Origin of the sequence: Paenibacillus campinasensis, assembly GCF_002272015.1 — a bacterium.
GTDB classification, from domain to species: domain Bacteria; phylum Bacillota; class Bacilli; order Paenibacillales; family Paenibacillaceae; genus Paenibacillus_AQ; species Paenibacillus_AQ campinasensis.
Genome location: NZ_NPBY01000038.1, coordinates 44,621 through 62,526, shown reverse-complemented (window position 1 = coordinate 62,526; position 17,906 = coordinate 44,621). Strand labels below are relative to the sequence as shown.

The following is a 17,906-nucleotide window of genomic DNA, read 5'->3' as shown; positions in this document are numbered from 1 at the left end:
ATGAAAGAACGAAGGAGAGCGAAGGATGATGCGGGATTGTGTGCTGGCGCTTGACGTGGGAGGCACCTTCATTAAGGGAGCCGCGGTATGGGGAAACGGCGAGGTCGCTAAAGAGACCCTTCTGTATAGGAATACGAACGCGCAAGGAGCGCGAGATGCGGTGCTCGATCAGCTGCATGCCGCCGTGAAGGAGCTGGCCGTACGGGCCAAAGCTGTGGCCGGAGAGGACGGGATACGGGTGCAGGGCATCGGGCTGGCCTTCCCGGGACCGTTCGATTATGAATCGGGCATCAGTTATTTGCAAGGTCTGGGCAAGTTCGATGCGCTGTATGGCGTGAACGTACGGGATGAGCTAGCCGACCGGGCTGACCATGATCCGAAGCTTGTGCGTATGGGGTTTCGCTCTGGGCGAATTTTTATGGAAAATGATGCGTATCTGTTTGCCCGGGGGGAGGCGGTGTACGGAGCAGCCGCCTCCTATAAGAGGGCAGTCTGCATGACCCTTGGCACTGGCTTCGGGACCGGGTTCATTCTGGACGGAGCCGTGATCCGGGAGGGGGATGGCGTACCGGCAAACGGCTGGCTGTACAACGCGTCGTGGGCAGACGGCATCGTGGATGATTGTATCTCGAGGCGCGGTATGCTGCATTGCGCCCGCAGCCTCGGCTTCGACGTTGACACGCTGGACGTCAAGGAGCTGGCTGCGCTTGCCGAGTCGGGGGAGCGCAGCGCCTGCGCGCTGTTCGAGCACTTCGGGCACACGCTCGGGGCGGTTCTCGTGCGGTATACGCGGGCGTTTAATCCGGAAGCATACGTGCTGGGAGGACAAATCGCAAATGCATCCCCGCTCTTTGTACCGGCGCTGGCATGTGAGCTGGAGAGAGGCGCCATCAACGCGGTTATAACGAAAAGCCCCGATACGCTGCTCAGTACGTTCCGGGGAATCAAGGATTATGTATTCGGACAATACCGCAGTTCAGGGGAGAAGGGGGGAGCATGATGAACGGATTTCGCGATGCGCTGACCGCGCTCACTTGCCGGGAAAGCAATCGTTTGCTGAATACGGCGGTCAGCACGATCCAAGCGGACAATGCGGCTTTCTATATTCACTATTGGGGCTCCTCGCTGTCGCACAATACCAACATGCGGCATCATCATTCCTTCTTCGAGGCTTGCTTCGTCGTGGACGGCAGCGGCGTGTATCGTGAGGACGAGGCTGAATATCCGCTGCGGGCAGGTACACTCTTCCTGTCCCGGCCCCACCGTTGGCATCAGATCGTAAGCGAGCCAGATATGGCGCTGCTGTGGGTAGGCTTCGAGCTGGATGAGACGCAGTCGTCGCCTGAGATGACCGCCTTGTTCCGCCGTCTCGCCAGCACCGAGACGTTCCTGGCCGAGTCGGCCTGGAATACGCCGGCCGCGCTGTGTTGGCAAGCGCTCTGGCTGCAGGCCGAGCAGTCGCCTTCGCTGCTGCGGCTGATCGCGCCGGATCTGGCGAAGAGCCTGCTGCTCTCGCTGCCGGCCCTGTTCGCTGCGGATCTCCCGGATGAGGGAGGTGCCGCCGAGCATGACGGCGGCCGGCATCTGTTCCGCCAGGCGAGCCTGTATATCCGGGACAATCTGTCGCGCCCGCTGCGTCTGGAGGAGGTTGCCGAATATTTGCATATTTCAGGGAGGCAGCTGACGCGTATTTTTCGCAGCCATTCGGGCATGTCCTTCGGTGATTATGTCACAAGCGAACGGTTGAAGAAGGCGCATTACTTGCTGAAAAACACGGATTTAACGACCCATGCCATCGCGGAGCAGGTCGGCTTCGGGTCTGTGCATTATTTTACGAAGGTGTTCGCAGCCAAACGCGGGCTGCCGCCAGCGGCCTACCGCAAGCAACTGCGTTCTCCATTATAAGATGGGAGTTGATTGTATGAAACGACCTTTTAAAATGTACGTCATTCATCATTCGCATACGGACATCGGTTATACCGACAGGCAGGAGAAGATTGAAGCGTACCATGTGGACTTCATCAAGCAGGCGATTGAGCTATGCGAAGCGGAGGCGGCTGGCACTGGGGATCGTCAGGGATTTCGCTGGACATGCGAGACGTTCTGGGCTGTGGAACGGTTCCTCGAACAGGCGGGTGCGGACTGGGTGGCGAGGTTCGAAGCGGCGGTCGCATCCGGCCGGATCGAGCTGTCAGGGTCCTATCTGCACATGACGGAGTTGATCGACACCGATATTATGGAGCGGCTATTGCGGCGGGCAACCGATTACGGGAAGTCCATCGGGGTGAAGGTCGACAGCGCCATGCATGCTGACATCAACGGCTTTAGCTGGGGGTATGCCCAAAGTCTGCTGAATGCGGGAATCGACAACCTGTTTACCTGCATTCACACCCACCATGGCATGTTCCCGCTTGGCCGCAAGCAAATGCCGTTCTGGTGGGAAACCGCCAAGGGCGAGCGGCTGCTCGTCTGGAACGGGGATCATTATCATCTCGGCAATGATCTTGGCCTGTCGCCGAATGCGCTCTTGTCTTATTCGATGCGGGAGGACGGGTTGAATGTGTACGGCGCGGACGAACGCGCGTGGGAAGTGGCCGAACAGCGGATTCAGGCCTATGTCGCCTGTCTGGAGGAGGAAGGGTATCCTTATCCGTTCGTTCCGATCATGGTATCAGGCCTCATATGGGACAATGCCCCGCCAAATGCGGAGGTTACCGACTTTGTGGAGCGCTGGAACCGCCGGCATGGACACCAGATTGAGCTGGAAATGACCACGCTGCATGAATTCTTTCGTACGGTGCGCGAAACAGAAACGCAATTGGGGACGGAGATCCCCGTGTATCGCGGCGATTGGCCGGACTGGTGGTCGGACGGCGTGGCATCAACGGCCATGCACACCCAGTTATTCCGGGATGCCCAGCGAACGCTGCGCGTTGTGAAAGCGCTTGATCCGCAAGGGAAGCAGGTTCAGACGGCGGAGCTGACTGAGATGGAATACAATCTGGCGATGTACGCCGAACATACCTGGGGTTATCACACTTCGGTCGGCGAGCCCTGGAACCCTTATGTCCAGTCGCTCGGGGCTCGGAAGGAGCAGTTTGCCTCGGAAGCGCATCAGCGGATATACCGGGCGCTTGACCAGATCACGGTTGCGCGCGGGGAGAAGCTGATGGCCCCGAATCGCGCGCTGACGTACAAGGTGATCAATCCCGCAGCTGTGGAGGTTGCAGATATCGTGCAGCTCCCGGTGGATCAGTGGGAAGTGTCGAAGCTGCTGAAGAAAGGCTTTACTGTTGTCGAATCGGCTACCGGCAAGATCATGCCTTACGAAACGGTCTCTACCAGCCGAGGGTATATGGTATGCATATCGGCCATTGTTCCGGCGCATTCGGAGCAGATGTACGAGATTAAGCTGAATGATGGCGCAGCCCCGGCACCCGCAGGGAGGGTGAGCAATACTCGGCTGCGGGGACTGGATGGCGTTCATGATATTCCGCCGCTGGCTGCAAGCAGCCAGACTTTTGACCCTGCGTTCAGCATCGACGCTCATTCCATCTCCTCACCTTATGTGCGGATCGAATGGGCCGAAGGTGAAGGTATCGTCAAGTGGCATGACCGCGTCCGCGGACTGGACCTGATAGATCCTTCTCATCCGCATCGGGCGTTCACACCGATCTATGAAGTGACGCCGGTTGACAATCCGGAACGGATGCGGGCAACACGGACGGTCATGGGCCGCAACCGCAAAGGCCTGAATGTTCAGCGCCATACTGGCAAACTGCAGGAAACGAAACGGATTGCTGAAGGAGCCTTATCTTCTACGGTGGAGCTGATCTATGGCATAGAAGGCATGTCCCATTACTCCGTGCTGTTGACGGTGCACCATACCCGTCCACGAGTGGAAGTTGCGATTCGCATGCATAAGGACAGTATATGGGAGCCGGAGAATGTCTATATTGCACTACCGTTCCGCGCGCCGTCGAGTTCGGCCGAGAATAGCGTCTGGCTTGATAAAAGCGGCACACCGATTCGTCCATGGATCGATCAGCTGCCCGGCACGTTGTCGGATTTCTATTGCATTCAGGAGGGATTGGCTTTGGTTGCGCCGGATGCTGAGGCAGGGCTTGCCATTGCCACCCCGGATACGCCGCTCATCCAGTGCGGTCCGCTTCAACACGAAGCGAGACTGGTTATGGGGCACGATGGCTTGCAGAAGAGAACTCCTGTGCTCTACGCCTGGGTGCTCAACAACTTCTGGGAAACCAACTTCAAGGCAACGGTGGGCGGTTTCTATGAGTTCCGCTATAAGCTGACCTGGGGAGAGGACGCGGGCGATCCGTCGCGTGCCCTGGCATGGTGTCGCAATGTGAACACCGGATTGTTGGCGTTCAGAGCTGAGACATAAAGCGCACAACCTATATTGGATGAAGGTCCCGCCTGTGGCTAAGTGCTGCGGCGGGCCTTTTATATGCGGAAGATTGGGATACACTTTAGGGAAATGGGACACCTGCCGACGCGCTTCATGACCACGCTCCATCCTTCCAACCCCCTGGTCTGTTACCCGGGCAAGATGCTGCGCTGCCTGCGCTGGCCACAAATTCGGCCGGACATGGCATTGCAGGGGCTGGACATGGTATAGTGGACTCGATAATCTTGAAGGATGGAGATTGTGATAACGATGGATCAAGAGCAACGCTCCCGCAGCGGAGCGAAAGAATATACGAAATCTTCTCACCGCAGCGGCCGGCAAGGCAGCGAGTCGGGTGGGAAAGGAACCTCTTATTCGAAAAAGGGGAAACCAGCGGACAACCGGCAACCGCGGAAAGCTGGAACTTCTGATAAAGGGCCGGCTACGTCCCCGGGGAGAGCCGGCGCAGCTAGCAGGCGCTCGCAGGGCCTTGGCGCCGCAGCTGCTGGCGCATCATCTGCTAACGCGCGCCAAGGGCGGCATGCCGGAACCGGAGCTGGCTCGCCTCAAGGGCGGCAGGCTTCATCTGGAGTCGGTAAGCGTCAAGGAAGACAGGCCGGGTCTGCCGCAGACTCCCGTCAAGGACGGAACATCGCTTCTACTGCTGCTTCCCGCGGGTATAAAGCGCGTGTGCGCCCGGCTGGACGGGAGCATGCCGATGAGCTTCGCGCAGGCGACGTCATTGTCGTTACGATCAAACGTCTCGGAATCAACGGAGAAGGCGTCGGGTATTTCCGCCGCAAAGCCGTGTTCATTGACGGCGCGATCACGGATGAAGTCGTGAAGGCCGAAGTGAAGGAGGTCCAGCCCAAGTTCATTAAGGCTGCCCTGCTTGAGGTGGAGAAGCGCTCGCCTTACCGGATCGAGCCACCTTGTCCGGTGTTTGGCGTATGTGGAGGCTGCCAGATTCAGCACATCTCCTATGAAGGACAGCTTCAGGCCAAAACGGATATCATTCGCGAGGCGTTCAGCAGGTATACGGGCCGCGAGGATTTTCGCTTCAAGCCTATGCTGGGCATGGAGCATCCGTGGAACTACCGCAATAAAGCCCAGCTGCAGCTGAAGCGGCGTGATCAAGAAGTCATCGCCGGCCTGTATGAAGCCGACAGCCACAGCATCGTCGATATTAGCGGCTGCCCGATCCAGCATCCGAAGGTGAACGAAGCGGTAGAAAAGGTGAAGTCTGTCTTGGAGGAGCTGCGAATCCCTCTATATAAAGAGAACGGAACGAAAGACGGTGTGCGTACCATTGTTGTGCGTCACGGTTTCCAATCCGGCGAGCTTCAGGTGACGCTGGTCACTGCGGGAAGCAAGCTGCCGAGACAGGACGATTTCATCCGGCTGCTGCGGTTGTCGATGCCTGAGGTGAGCGGCATTGCACTGAACATCAATCCGAAGAAAACCTCGCTTATATTCGGAGACCGGACCATGACGCTATGGGGAGCCGAGACGATGGAGGAATCGCTGAGCGATCTGCAGTTCTCCTTGTCGCCGCGCGCCTTCTTCCAGCTTAACCCGCAGCAGACCGTCAAGCTGTATGAGTCCGTGAGGGCAGCCGCTGCTCTGACCGGCAATGAGACGGTGATCGACGCCTACTGCGGAACAGGAACGATCGGCTTGTGGCTTGCGCCATATGCCAAGGAGGTGCGCGGCATCGAGAGCATTCCGGAAGCTGTCGAGGATGCCAAGCAGAACGCGGCCCGCAATGGCCGCGACAATGCCAGCTTCCATGTCGGCCAAGCCGAGGAGCTGCTGCCGCGCTGGGTGAAGGACGGCATGAAGCCGGACGTGATCATCGCCGATCCGCCCCGCACGGGCCTTGACCCGCGCTTCCTGGAGACGGTGCTGCGCACTCGCCCGAAGCGCTTCGTCTACGTCTCCTGCAATCCGTCCACCCTGGCCAAGGACTGCAAGGTGCTGCTGGACGGCGGATATGATGTCGAGTGGGTACAACCGGTGGATATGTTTCCGCAGACGAGTCATGTTGAGTGCTGTGTGTCGCTAGTAAGAAAGTAGTAATTAGGAGCCGCATTTACCTTCTATATTAGGGCCTAAGCGATGTGAACGCTTAGGCCTTTTCTTATGCGGGAGACAATGTGGAGGCAACAGCTAATGAACAAGATTTTCTTCACCCTGATAGTAGGTTCTTCATGTTCTTCCCAAAAAAGACCGAACTTCTTATTAAAAAGCTCTGTCTCGATCTCGTGCATAGCAATTATCGAAGCAGCTTTATGAAGGCATTGGTTGATTAGGGATCCCCTCCAAGAACAGTTACCGAATTTCTAAAATGAGTGATTTTGGGATGAAAATGAAGAAGATGGGAAAAGTAATGGTACTGCTTCCATTTAGTGCTTCACAGGGTAAGGTGAGTTTGATGCCGAAAATTTCAGTTTTACAGTCATACATGATCATAATACTTTCTGTCGGTTTGCTGAACCACGTCATCATCATACCGTTACTGCTCGGTTCATCAGGGCGAGATGCCTGGCTTGTAGTACTTCTTGTATTAATCGCTTCGCCAATTTGGATTGGCATTCTGAGCCATATCCTAAAAAACATGAACGGAATGCACGTTAGGGATTGGTTAAAGCAACAATTCGGAATGGTTCTCTCGGTAACCTTGATTGTTCTATACAGTGTACTTGTATGGCTTATGGGAGTCATTTCCCTTAAGGACACTATAACATGGACAATTGCAACTTATATGCCTCAATCTCCAATGCTTGTTCTCGCAGGAACGACGCTTTTCGGATGCTTCTTCGCGGCATTTAAAGGGCTTCGCACCATTGCAATTTTAAGCGGGATATTGTTGCCTTTTGTTGTTATTCTGGGTGACCTTGTCATGGTTGCAAACTTTCAGTTTAAAGACTACACCATGCTATTTCCTCTTCTCGAAAATGGGTTATCTCCGCTTTGGAAAGGCATACCCTACGCAGCTGGGGGATTGTTGGAGTTGTCGTTGCTGATTTTGTTTCAGCACAAGTTAACGAAAAAACCAGGTTTCAAAAGTTTAATGCTTATTTGCATCATATTATCCGGGCTAACGCTCGGCCCTTTGATGGGCTCGATCGCCATGTATGGCCCTGATGAAGCGGCACACCAACGATACCCCCCTTTCGAACAATGGAGAATGGTTCGACTGGGCGAGTATGTGGAGCATATTGATTTTTTCTCGATTTACCAGTGGTTATCCGGTATGTACATTCGAGTTTCCCTTTCCCTGTTACTCTTAAGCGAATTGTGGGAATTGCAAAAGTATAAGTGGTTGCCTATGTTTCTGGGCGCTTTATTCATGCTGGTTGTTACATTGTTGCCAATCAGCGATATGATTTTTCAAGACCTGCTCAGCCGATATTACTTTCCTTTGTTTTGTGTCTTTACCATTGTGGTCATGTTCGTATATTTCGTGCGAATTTTAATCTCAACACGGAGTAAAAGGAGCAATTGAAATTGATAAAGCTTTTCAGTAATAAATGGGCAAAGGACATAAAATCGTCGACACAACAAGGGGCGCCTGATACACAACCGCTTAATGAACAAACACTTCTTCAACGTTTCCAGATGTGTAGTGATGTAAAGGATCATGTTTACAAATTAAAAACTGGCGACGATCAATCAAGGATCGTTTTACTGTATTGCGATGGGTTATGTGACAACCAACAACTCATTCAGGATGTGGTGCTTCCTCACTTGACTCGGTTTTACGAAAATCACGGTTTTCAAAAGAACAAGGAAGTTCTGGAGTCGTGTCAATTACAGCTTGAGAGCATTTCCTTCGAGGAGTGGGGGCAAAAATCCGAAACGGACATTTTTGAGGGAAAACTGCTTTTGTTTATTCCGACACTAACTTCATTGTTCTCCCTCGACATATCGAAAAAACCGGCACGCCAGCCCGAAGAATCCAATATCGAAGTCTCTATTCGCGGGCCGAAAGACGGTTTTGTTGAGGAACTCGGTGTCAATGTTGCGTTAATTCGGAAACGAATCAAGTCAACAAGCATGGTATACGAAACGAAAACAGTAGGTGTCCGGACAAAAACAACTATTGCAATTCTCTATATGCAAGACATTGTTGATCCGAAAATCGTCCAAGATATCAAGATGAAATTGGATCGTGTTCACATTGACGGAGCAATCAGCGCCACTCAACTGGAAGAGTTAATGGAACCGACCAAAGCTTTGTTTCCTTTGATGGGCTATACGGGAAGACCCGACTTTACCGTTAACTGCATGATGAATGGACGTGTAGCGCTGATTGTGGATGGTACGCCTGCCGCGTTGATCGCACCGGCAAATTTGTTCCTGCTCTTGAAAACGCCGGAAGACATCCACTTTACTGCATTATCGTCTACGTTTGGGCAAGCGCTTCGTTTGCTCGGATTGACCGTATCACTCATGCTGCCCGGTTTTTGGGTTGCCATTCTTTCGTTTCATCAGGATCAGTTGCCCTATTACCTTCTTGCAACAATTGGCATCAACCGATTAGGCATTCCTCTTGGCGTGACAGGGGAAATGTTTCTCGCGCTCATCTTTTTGGAAATATTGCGGGAAGCCGGTATTCGGTTGCCTTCAGCGATAGGATCTACAGTTACGGTAGTGGGAGGGCTTATTTTAGGGGATGCAGCCATACGCGCAGGATTTTTATCCCCTAGCATTGTTGTCATAGGAGCTATTACGCAAGTGTTCGGTTCGACTTTATCCAACCAGTCAATGAGTGGGACAATAAGCATTTTGCGCTTCTTCCTGTTCGCTTTGTCTGCCATCTTGGGGTTCTATGGCTATTTACTTGCTTTGTTTATCGTGATAACTCATTTAGCCTCTTTGCGTTCATTCGGATTGCCTTACCTGGCTCCGGTTTCGCCTCTATATGAAGACTTCGCCAATGCCTTGTTCCGATTACCATGGAGATGGCGGAAAACTCGGCCAGACATGCTAAATACTCAAGATTCTACAAGCCAAGGGGATAAGCAGAAATGAACGCATATAAATTTACCGCAGTTCTTCTGCTTCCCTTCTTTCTCACCGGATGTTGGAGCAAATACGAAGTACAAAACATGAACTATGTAACTGCCGTTGGAATTGATTATGCGGATGGCCAATACATTATTTATGCACAGTTGCTCGATTTCTCCACAGTGGCAAAATTGGAAGGACAACAGAAATCGGAACAGCCTCCGATCTGGATCGGCATAGGAAAAGGTATCTCATTTACAGAAGCGGCGAATGATTTATACAGCACTTCGGAACAAAGGTTAAACTGGGGACAAATCTCAGCAATCTTGTTTAGCGAAAGATTATTGAAGGAACGAAAAGTGGGTGAAGTGTTGGAACTGATCGACCGATATCGTGAGATAAGGTACTTAGCTTGGGTGTTCAGTACGCGCGATCCCCTTGACGAGGTCTTAATTGCGACTCCATTTTTCAGATTATCGCCGAAAGCGTCGATTCTACATAACCCCGAACAGAATTATCGGCAGCGTTCTATCCTCGCTCCGATCCGCCTGCAAAGATTTGTAATGGATTCAAACGAAAAGGCGAGGACAAGCTACATACCAGAATTATCTGTCCGAAAGGATCAGTGGAAGGAAAATCAAAAACCGCATGATCTGCTTAGATATTCAGGCATACAAATATACGATAAGGACAAATATTACGCACGCATGAACCTCGAAGAAATAAAAGGATTGCCATGGCTGAATAAACACACAATCCGACTGCCCGTCAACTTGTTTTCCGATAACAAGCTTGTTGCAGTTCTCGTCGCGGAAAAACCCAAATATGACGTTAAACCAAGGGTTACATATAACAAAGTATATTTCGATGTTTCCGTTAAAGTGGAGGCTGGAGTAAATGAGCTACATGCAGACGTTACGGAGCAGGAACTCACGCAACTGGCCCAAAAAGAAATTGAGCATCAAATTAGGCAGACCTTTCAAACCGCGGTTGAAAAGAGAATAGATATTTATAATCTAGGGGAATCTCTTTTTCGCAGGAATCCGTATGCGTGGAAACGGATTGTATCTGGGACTGTATTAAACAAAGATTCCTTACAAACGATCAACGTTAACGTACAAATCGTGTACCCTGGCAGGTATAAACTTTCCCCTTGAATTTGGTTGTGATTTACTTTTGCGGGTGGTGCCAGCTTCCTAGTACTGCCTTATATGGGGTATTGGGCGACCGGTACCCGTTTCATTCGAGTTATTACCTCCTTGCCCGGTATCAGGAAACTTTACTTATGATAGTTGACACTGCTTATTCAACACATGTTGAGTGCTGTGTGTCGCTCGTATGGAAGTAATGATTAGGAGCCGCATTTACCTTTCATTAAAACTGATAGAGCCTAAGTGGGGTCACCGCTTGGGCTTTTATTATGCACAGATATTATAGAGACAAAATGAAAGGTGTTCAGGAAATGGAAGGGAATTGAGGGGATTTGTCGAACTATGATTTAGTGATTCGATAAAATTGAAGTGGAAATAAAGGAAATGTGATCTACCGTACCGAGTCATTAACTGGTTTATAATGATTAAAGATTGAGAGGTGCTAGAATGAGTAGATTAATAGATAGCAGTATAACTATATATGAGGCATTGCAAAACATTAAAAACGGCAAGTTTGTTATGCCTGCATTTCAAAGACAGTATGTTTGGAGCATGGAGCAAATTGAAAAGTTGTGGGACTCCATTCTGCTTGATTACCCAATTGCCACATTCCTGTTTTGGCACGTGAACGATGACAATGTGACCTGGGATACATACTTCTGTAACTTCCTGTCTGAGGTAACGTTTGATAGCAGAAAACAGGCAGATAGCGTAAATTATGAGTTAACCAGCATTGATGTGAAGATTACCGATACCGCGGTACTGGACGGGCAGCAGAGATTGACTTCTCTGTTTCTTTCCTTGTTAGGAGGTGCCTATATTCGGCAAAAAAATGCAAGGAAGCAAAATGGTGGTGGATTGGTTACAAAGCTATTGATTGAACTGAATAAGAATAAGCTGACTGTTGATGAAGAGGAATATAATAGTAAAAAGTATGACATCAAGTTCAGTGAAAAGGTAGGCAAGCTGAGTCCGACACAGTTTGAAATTAAGAGTATTCTAGACGAGAAGTTCCAGGATGGATCAACCAGAGACCAAGCTATCGATGAAGCCATTGCCAATGTTCCGGCAGACAGTAAACAGTATGCAAGGGATATTCTGAATAAGCTGTATAATAAAATCTTTGTAGAAAAGCTGATTCGTTTTACAGAAATCCAGGACATGAAACAGGATGATGCCCTTGAGATGTTCGTAAGATTTAACAGCGGTGGTAAGGCTCTCCGCAAATCGGAAATTACGATGTCCATCCTTGAGGCATATTGGCCAAGTGCAAAGACGGAGTTCGGAAAACTACTTGTGGACTCTTATGCTGGATTCGGTTCGGATTTTATCATCCGTTCTGCACTTATGCTATACGGTGATGTTGTAAAGTCAAATATTAACAAGCAGATAGCAGAGGAACTGAAGAATAACTGGAGTGCTTTCAGAAAGGCACTAAAGGATATGGAAACCGTGCTGAAAGGCATGAAAATCGAGGTCAGCCGTTTTTCAAGCAGTTGGAACGTACTGTTACCTATAATCTACTTTATTTATTATAACCCGGAATATAATAAAAGCCTTGATGGCATTCGTGCATATTTGGTTAGAGCGGTTCTGTTCACGTATTTCCAATCTGGAACAACTAGCAAACTTCAACAGATGAAGAGTAACATCAACAGCTATGATTATGAAATCACTGTGGATATGCTCAACCAGATAAATGAGCTCAGAGTAACGGACGGCAAAATTGAAGATATACTCAATGCAGAAAAAGGAAGTAGAGTTGCTGGAGAGGCACTATATTATCTGTCTCTTGACTGGATGAACAGGAACTTTAAGTATGAGCAAGATCATCTGCATCCGTATGATAGATTTGATGGTAACAAGCCTGTGTCTGTTTCTATGGAAGAATGGAAAAGGTGGCGTGGAAATCGTAATCGACTACCTAATCTACATTTACTTGAAGGTAGAAGTAACGGTAGCAAAAATAATATGCGACTTGTTGATTATTACAATGATATGAACGATATGCAAAGGGCGGAATTTTGTAATCAGGCAATGATTCCGCAGAGTATTTCACTTGAGATAGAAGACTTTGAAATATTTTATGAAGCAAGAAAAGCAGTGCTTACAGAAAAGATACGTGAGTTGTTAGAGTGATACTTCCGATTCATACTATTGCCACTTTCTGTTTAATAAACTGGCAAGGCTCAAGCTCATGTGAAGCTTGAGCTGTTTCTTGTTATGGTACTTTTGTCATACTTGATACGTGATTATATGTTATCATTAATTTTAGTGCAACGTTGATTGAGGGGAGTAATTTATATGCCGAATTTGTCGCAAATTAAAAGACAGCGCATGCTTGAATTTCTTAATAAAATCAGAGAAGAACACAACGATGATGCTTCGCTAATTGCTATAAACGAGATCGAGACGGAGCTTTTTAATAAAAAGTTCGGTCTTGTTTGGGAAGAGCATGAAGAACGAGTTGACATTGAGATGCTAACGAAGGTACCGGTGTTTTCCGAAGTTGTTGACAGAGAGATTGTATCGGATAAAAATTTGCCTTATAACTTTTTGCTTGAAGGTGATAACTTACATAGCCTGAAGTTGTTGGTGAAGACTCATAAAGGGAATATTGATTTAATATATATTGATCCTCCTTACAATACTGGCAATGAAGACTTTATGTATGAAGACGACTACGTTAACGAGGATGACGGATTTAGGCATTCCAAATGGTTAAGTTTTATGGACGAGCGTCTAAGGTTAGCTCGTGACCTGCTTACAGAAGAAGGAGCATTGTTCATTCAAATCAGCGATATTGAATTAGCACAGCTGAAGCTTCTTTGCGATGACGTTTTTGGGGAGAACAATTTCCTTAATATTATAAGTGTAAATATGAAGAATATCGCTGGTGCATCTGGAGGCGGGGAGGATAAACGATTTAAGAAGAACTGCGAATACATCCTTATATACGCAAAGAACTACTCTGCACTCCCTATTTTTAATGGGGCATATGTATATACAGAAATGTCTGAGTTAATAAAAACTTATATCGAGGAAGGTGTAAGTTGGAAGTATACATCAGTTCTACTCTACGAGGGGGACAAGGAATATATAGGTTCTACTGTAGATGGTGATGGCAATGATATTAAAGTATACCTTAGAAAAAATCCTGTTATCAAATCAATTAAGCAAGTGGCGAAAAGCGAAGGGATCTCTGAACAAGAGGCTTACAAAAAATATGGAACTAAAATTTTTCAAACTACAAACGCACAATCTTCAATAAGAACGAGAGTAATGAGCTATCGTACGGAACAAGGTATATCTGAAGATCTATTATCTATAGAATATGTTCCGAAAACAGGCAGGAACAAGGGTAAAGTTTATGAGCAATTTTACAAAGGTGATAAATGCCGATTATTTGTTTGGTTAAAGGATACGAGCGAAGAGATTGATGGCGTTTTATACAAAAAAGATTTGCAAGGAACATATTGGGACTATACTGGTCAAATGAAGAATTTGACGAAAGAAGGAAACGTTGAGTTTAACAATGGTAAAAAACCATTAGAGCTTGTGAAACGTATTATCAGTTTATACCCATCAAAAGACATTACTGTATTGGACTTTTTTGCTGGTTCCGGCACGACAGGTCATGCTGTTATTTCTCAAAATGCCGAAGACGATGGTACCCGTAAATTTATTCTTTGCACGAATAACGAAGGGAATATCTGCGAGGAAGTCACTTATAAGAGATTATCGAACGTTATTTACGGATATACCACAGATTCAGGGAAGGTATTTGAGCCTAACCCTGTTAATCTAAAATACTATAAGACTGGCTTTATTGAGAAGTATTCCGATGACCTGGATTATAGTGTAAATGATGAGCTTCTAAAACATATCGCTGAGATGGTTCAGCTTGAATATGCAGTTAGCCTAGATGATTCCAAATACATTCTACTCATGTCGGATGAAGAAGCTGATGCATTTATTTTAGACAATAATAAGCTTCAAAAGTGTAAAGGACTTTTTCTTTCCTCTGCTGTCCTACTGACCAGTGAGCAGACTCGGAAGTTAACCGATAGTGGCATCAACACATATATAATTCCCGATTATTACTTTGAATCAGAGTTGTTGGAGGTGGGCGAAAGATGATTATGCTTCCAGATGGACTATTTGATTTTCAAGAACGGTGTTCTATGTTTCTAGTAGATAAAGTGTCCAGTAATAACAGCAAACAGATTATTACTGTAAAAGCACCCACTGGTGCAGGAAAAACTGTGATTCTTATTGACTTCATTGATAAATATCTAAATACGGTTAATTCGAATACTGCTTTTGTTTGGCTTTGCCCAGGGAAAGGCGATCTAGAGGAACAAAGTCGTAAGAAGATGATGAAATTTCTCCCGAGCAAAACAACGAAGAATATGTTCGATGCACTGTTGACTGGTTTCGAAGCAGGATCGACCACCTTTATCAATTGGGAGCTAGTAACAAAAAAAGGTAATAAGGCTATCAGCGATAGTGAGAAGAAAAACCTCTTTGACCGTATTGCTGACGCCCACCGAAAAGGTATTGAGTTTATTGTACTAATTGACGAGGAACATTCTAATGATACAAAGAAGGCAAACTCTATAATAGATAGTTTCTCAGCTAGAAACATTATTCGAGTTTCAGCTACAGCAAGGGAAAATAAACTCATCGAGTTCTATGAAATTGACGAGCTAGATGTGATTGGGTCAGGGCTAATTACAAAGGCTCTCTACATCAACGAGAATGTCGAATACAACGGTGAGTTTGATAATGAACATGGCTACTTAATTGATCTTGCAGATGCAAAGCGCAAGGAGATCGCTGAGGCATACGATAATTTGTCGAAGAGGATTCGACCGCTAGTGATCATTCAGTTCCCAAACTCTTCCACCCTACTTGTGGAAGCAGTTGAGAAGAAGCTCACTGAAATGGGTTATACTTACAATAATAAGATGGTTGCAAAATGGATGAACGGTAATAACGAGAAGATAAATATTGCGGGAATTGAAGAGAAATCGGCAACACCTGTCTTTCTCTTGATGAAACAGGCGATTGCAACCGGATGGGACTGCCCAAGAGCTAAGATACTTGTTAAACTTCGTGAAAATATGAATGAGGATTTTGAAATACAGACCATTGGGCGATTGAGGCGTATGCCTGAGGCGACTCATTATGATATTGATGTACTCGATTTTTGCTACCTGTACACTTTTGATGAGAAGTACAAAGAGAGTATCAAGGAAGCCATGAATCAAGCCTTTGAGACTAAACGAGTATTTCTCAAGGAGAAGTGTTATGACTTTACATTGGAGAAGCAATATCGTGATAAAGACTTTGATGGTCTAGGTGAAAGGGAAACTTTTCAAGAGATCTATAAGTTTCTTGTGAATAAATACGGATTGTCCAACAATAAAAAAGACAATCAACTTCGGCTTGAGAACGTAGGTTATAGATTTGGTGATGCCATTATTAGGAGAATCCGACAAGGCAAGTTTGTTACGAATGAGTCGATTCTCAATGAGGGAGTAGGAACTTACACTACAACTTCCCGCATTGTAAACACACATAAGAATGGTATTGAACTATTGCATTCGATAGACGAAATTAAGTCAGCGATTGGCATGGCAGCTCAAAAGACGAAGGTTGTTATGGAACGATTATTCCGGAATAATAACAGCAGCAAGAATAAGTTGTTGTCACTTGACTCAAAAGAGTATTACGCATTCGTAATAAACAATGTGCAAAAACTCAAGGAGGAATTTAGGGAGGCAACTGCTCAGCTGGCTGTACAGACATCCATGAACATTTCCGTAAAGACTGCAACCTTCTCTATACCAGAGCAAGAGCTATATCGATATGACTCGACTGAAACAGATGTTGAGGAAATCACCACAAATGCTTACAAACTATATTCATCAGCTATGATCGTGGATGGTATTCGTTCAAAGTCAGAGAGGTTGTTTGAACGATATTGCGAAGAGAAGGAAGACATAGATTGGGTCTATAAGAATGGGGATACAGGACAACAGTATTTCTCCATTGTGTATTTAGACACTGTAGGTAAACAGTGGTTGTTTTATCCAGATTATATCGTGAAAAAGAAGACGGGAGAGGTCTGGATTATTGAAACAAAGGGTGGCGAAACAGGCAATAAGAGTAACAATATTGACCGTCAAGTAGCCAACAAGTTTGAGGCTTTCAAAGAATATGCAAGGGTTAAAAAGATTAACTGGGGTTTTGTTCGCGATAAAAATGAGATCCTTAGAATCAACAATACCGTTTATACGGAAAGTATGCAGAGTGAACATTGGAGATCTCTTAAAGAGGTATTTTAATGAACCGCATACAACTTGATATATCGGATATCCCCTTCTATGGTATTTACCTAGAGGGGATTTTTGAAATGCATGTGTATTCAAAGATTCTTGAAATAACGCCAACTGGAAGCTAACATTCAACAAACTTCCAAGGAGGCGTTTTTTCATGTCTAAGCCAATTCATTTGTTTCAACTCGATTTGACCCATCAACTGAGCAACACCTACTCTCCCTCACCCAGCGCCATCTCAGGCTGACAGTCGAACATGGCAACCGCCAGACTTCTCCAGAGCGCCGCACCGAGATCGGCAAAGAAATCGAAGCTATTCGTACCGAACGCGACTCCATAATTGCAAACCTGAGACAAGCGGCAGAATTGCAGGTGGCACGATGAAGAATCAGAATGAAGTGAAATATCAAATACCTGATTGGGCAAAGCCATCTTTCGAAACTCGATTTCATGAACACATACAAGCGGTTAATCAATTGTCGGACGTTAGCGCGGCCAGACTCCAGCAAATCAGCCTACAGGGTAAGTTGCAAGAAGTAATACCGCCGGAATTGTATCCGCTGTTGCTGGAGTATGAGGGGGCAATCAATGAAAGAACTTCACTGGAGCTTCAATACTTGTATTGGATCGGCATTAGGGATGGTCTGAAGCTTTCAGAAGTATACAGGGGATGTATAGCCAATCAAGAGTAGCCATACTATTTGTCAGGGGGTAATTCATTCTTCAAATTCTGGACTTCCCTTTCAACGATCTGAAAAAAGGACGCCACTGAAATTCCCAACCCTTCGCAAAGTTCAAAAATCTTGGTCACGGAGGGTTCATTCCTACCGACTTCGATCATTGAAATATATGAACGATCAACATTACATAAGCCAGCCAAATCTTCTTGAGTCAATTTTTTCCGATTGTGAAGTCCCTGAACAGTCTTAGCAATAGCGCTTTTGATCAGTTGCTGGGGATTATGAATAGAGTCAGAACTCATGCGGATAG

Annotated in this window: 12 protein-coding genes; 11 read left to right on the top strand and 1 reads right to left on the bottom strand. The window is 47.0% G+C overall.

What is annotated here, in order from left to right; genetic code table 11:
* Positions 1–25: 25 nt before the first annotated feature.
* From CHH67_RS12225 to CHH67_RS12175, 11 genes are all read left to right on the top strand, one after another.
* On the top strand, positions 26–1,000 hold the full coding sequence (locus CHH67_RS12225) for an ROK family protein (protein WP_095265465.1): 975 nt from the start codon (positions 26–28) through the stop codon (positions 998–1,000).
* Positions 997–1,905, top strand: coding sequence for an AraC family transcriptional regulator (locus CHH67_RS12220; protein WP_095265464.1), 909 nt, complete (start codon positions 997–999; stop codon positions 1,903–1,905). The genes CHH67_RS12225 and CHH67_RS12220 overlap by 4 nt, the downstream gene beginning before the upstream one ends.
* A 16-nt stretch (positions 1,906–1,921) precedes the next feature.
* Complete coding sequence (locus CHH67_RS12215) at positions 1,922–4,405, top strand: glycoside hydrolase family 38 N-terminal domain-containing protein (RefSeq protein ID WP_179292110.1); 2,484 nt, start codon at positions 1,922–1,924, stop codon at positions 4,403–4,405.
* Between the two features lie 693 nt (positions 4,406–5,098).
* Positions 5,099–6,484, top strand: a complete 1,386-nt coding sequence (gene rlmD / locus CHH67_RS12210) for a 23S rRNA (uracil(1939)-C(5))-methyltransferase RlmD (protein ID WP_179292114.1) — start codon at positions 5,099–5,101, stop codon at positions 6,482–6,484.
* A gap of 286 nt (positions 6,485–6,770) precedes the next feature.
* Positions 6,771–7,916, top strand: coding sequence for an endospore germination permease (locus tag CHH67_RS12205; protein WP_007131025.1), 1,146 nt, complete (start codon positions 6,771–6,773; stop codon positions 7,914–7,916).
* A complete protein-coding gene (locus tag CHH67_RS12200; protein ID WP_244152739.1) occupies positions 7,913–9,445 on the top strand; it encodes a spore germination protein in 1,533 nt (510 codons plus the stop codon). Before CHH67_RS12205 ends, CHH67_RS12200 begins: the two co-directional genes overlap by 4 nt.
* Positions 9,442–10,578, top strand: a complete 1,137-nt coding sequence (locus CHH67_RS12195; RefSeq protein ID WP_007131027.1) for a Ger(x)C family spore germination protein — start codon at positions 9,442–9,444, stop codon at positions 10,576–10,578. Before CHH67_RS12200 ends, CHH67_RS12195 begins: the two co-directional genes overlap by 4 nt.
* A 441-nt stretch (positions 10,579–11,019) precedes the next feature.
* A complete protein-coding gene (locus CHH67_RS12190; protein ID WP_095265462.1) occupies positions 11,020–12,711 on the top strand; it encodes a DUF262 domain-containing protein in 1,692 nt (563 codons plus the stop codon).
* Positions 12,712–12,876: 165 nt separating this feature from the next.
* The gene (locus tag CHH67_RS12185) at positions 12,877–14,712 is read left to right on the top strand and encodes a site-specific DNA-methyltransferase (RefSeq protein WP_095265461.1); all 1,836 of its coding nucleotides are present in this window, start codon (positions 12,877–12,879) and stop codon (positions 14,710–14,712) included.
* The gene (locus CHH67_RS12180) at positions 14,709–16,925 is read left to right on the top strand and encodes a DEAD/DEAH box helicase (protein WP_218832018.1); all 2,217 of its coding nucleotides are present in this window, start codon (positions 14,709–14,711) and stop codon (positions 16,923–16,925) included. Before CHH67_RS12185 ends, CHH67_RS12180 begins: the two co-directional genes overlap by 4 nt.
* A 371-nt stretch (positions 16,926–17,296) precedes the next feature.
* Entirely contained in the window at positions 17,297–17,608 is a 312-nt protein-coding gene (locus CHH67_RS12175; protein WP_095265460.1) for a hypothetical protein, read from the top strand.
* A 5-nt stretch (positions 17,609–17,613) separates the two neighbouring features.
* Here the strand turns inward: CHH67_RS12175 and CHH67_RS12170 are convergent, their stop codons facing one another.
* A complete protein-coding gene (locus CHH67_RS12170) occupies positions 17,614–17,898 on the bottom strand; it encodes a helix-turn-helix domain-containing protein (RefSeq protein WP_095265459.1) in 285 nt (94 codons plus the stop codon).
* Positions 17,899–17,906: the final 8 nt, after the last annotated feature.

Coding starts and splice junctions, on each gene's coding strand:
- CHH67_RS12225 (WP_095265465.1), top strand. CDS start 26: ATGATGCGGGATTGTGTGCTGGCGCTTGACGTGGGAGGCACCTTCATT.
- CHH67_RS12220 (WP_095265464.1), top strand. CDS start 997: ATGATGAACGGATTTCGCGATGCGCTGACCGCGCTCACTTGCCGGGAA.
- CHH67_RS12215 (WP_179292110.1), top strand. CDS start 1,922: ATGAAACGACCTTTTAAAATGTACGTCATTCATCATTCGCATACGGAC.
- CHH67_RS12205 (WP_007131025.1), top strand. CDS start 6,771: ATGAAAATGAAGAAGATGGGAAAAGTAATGGTACTGCTTCCATTTAGT.
- CHH67_RS12195 (WP_007131027.1), top strand. CDS start 9,442: ATGAACGCATATAAATTTACCGCAGTTCTTCTGCTTCCCTTCTTTCTC.
- CHH67_RS12190 (WP_095265462.1), top strand. CDS start 11,020: ATGAGTAGATTAATAGATAGCAGTATAACTATATATGAGGCATTGCAA.
- CHH67_RS12185 (WP_095265461.1), top strand. CDS start 12,877: ATGCCGAATTTGTCGCAAATTAAAAGACAGCGCATGCTTGAATTTCTT.
- CHH67_RS12180 (WP_218832018.1), top strand. CDS start 14,709: ATGATTATGCTTCCAGATGGACTATTTGATTTTCAAGAACGGTGTTCT.
- CHH67_RS12175 (WP_095265460.1), top strand. CDS start 17,297: ATGAAGAATCAGAATGAAGTGAAATATCAAATACCTGATTGGGCAAAG.
- CHH67_RS12170 (WP_095265459.1), bottom strand. CDS start 17,898: ATGAGTTCTGACTCTATTCATAATCCCCAGCAACTGATCAAAAGCGCT.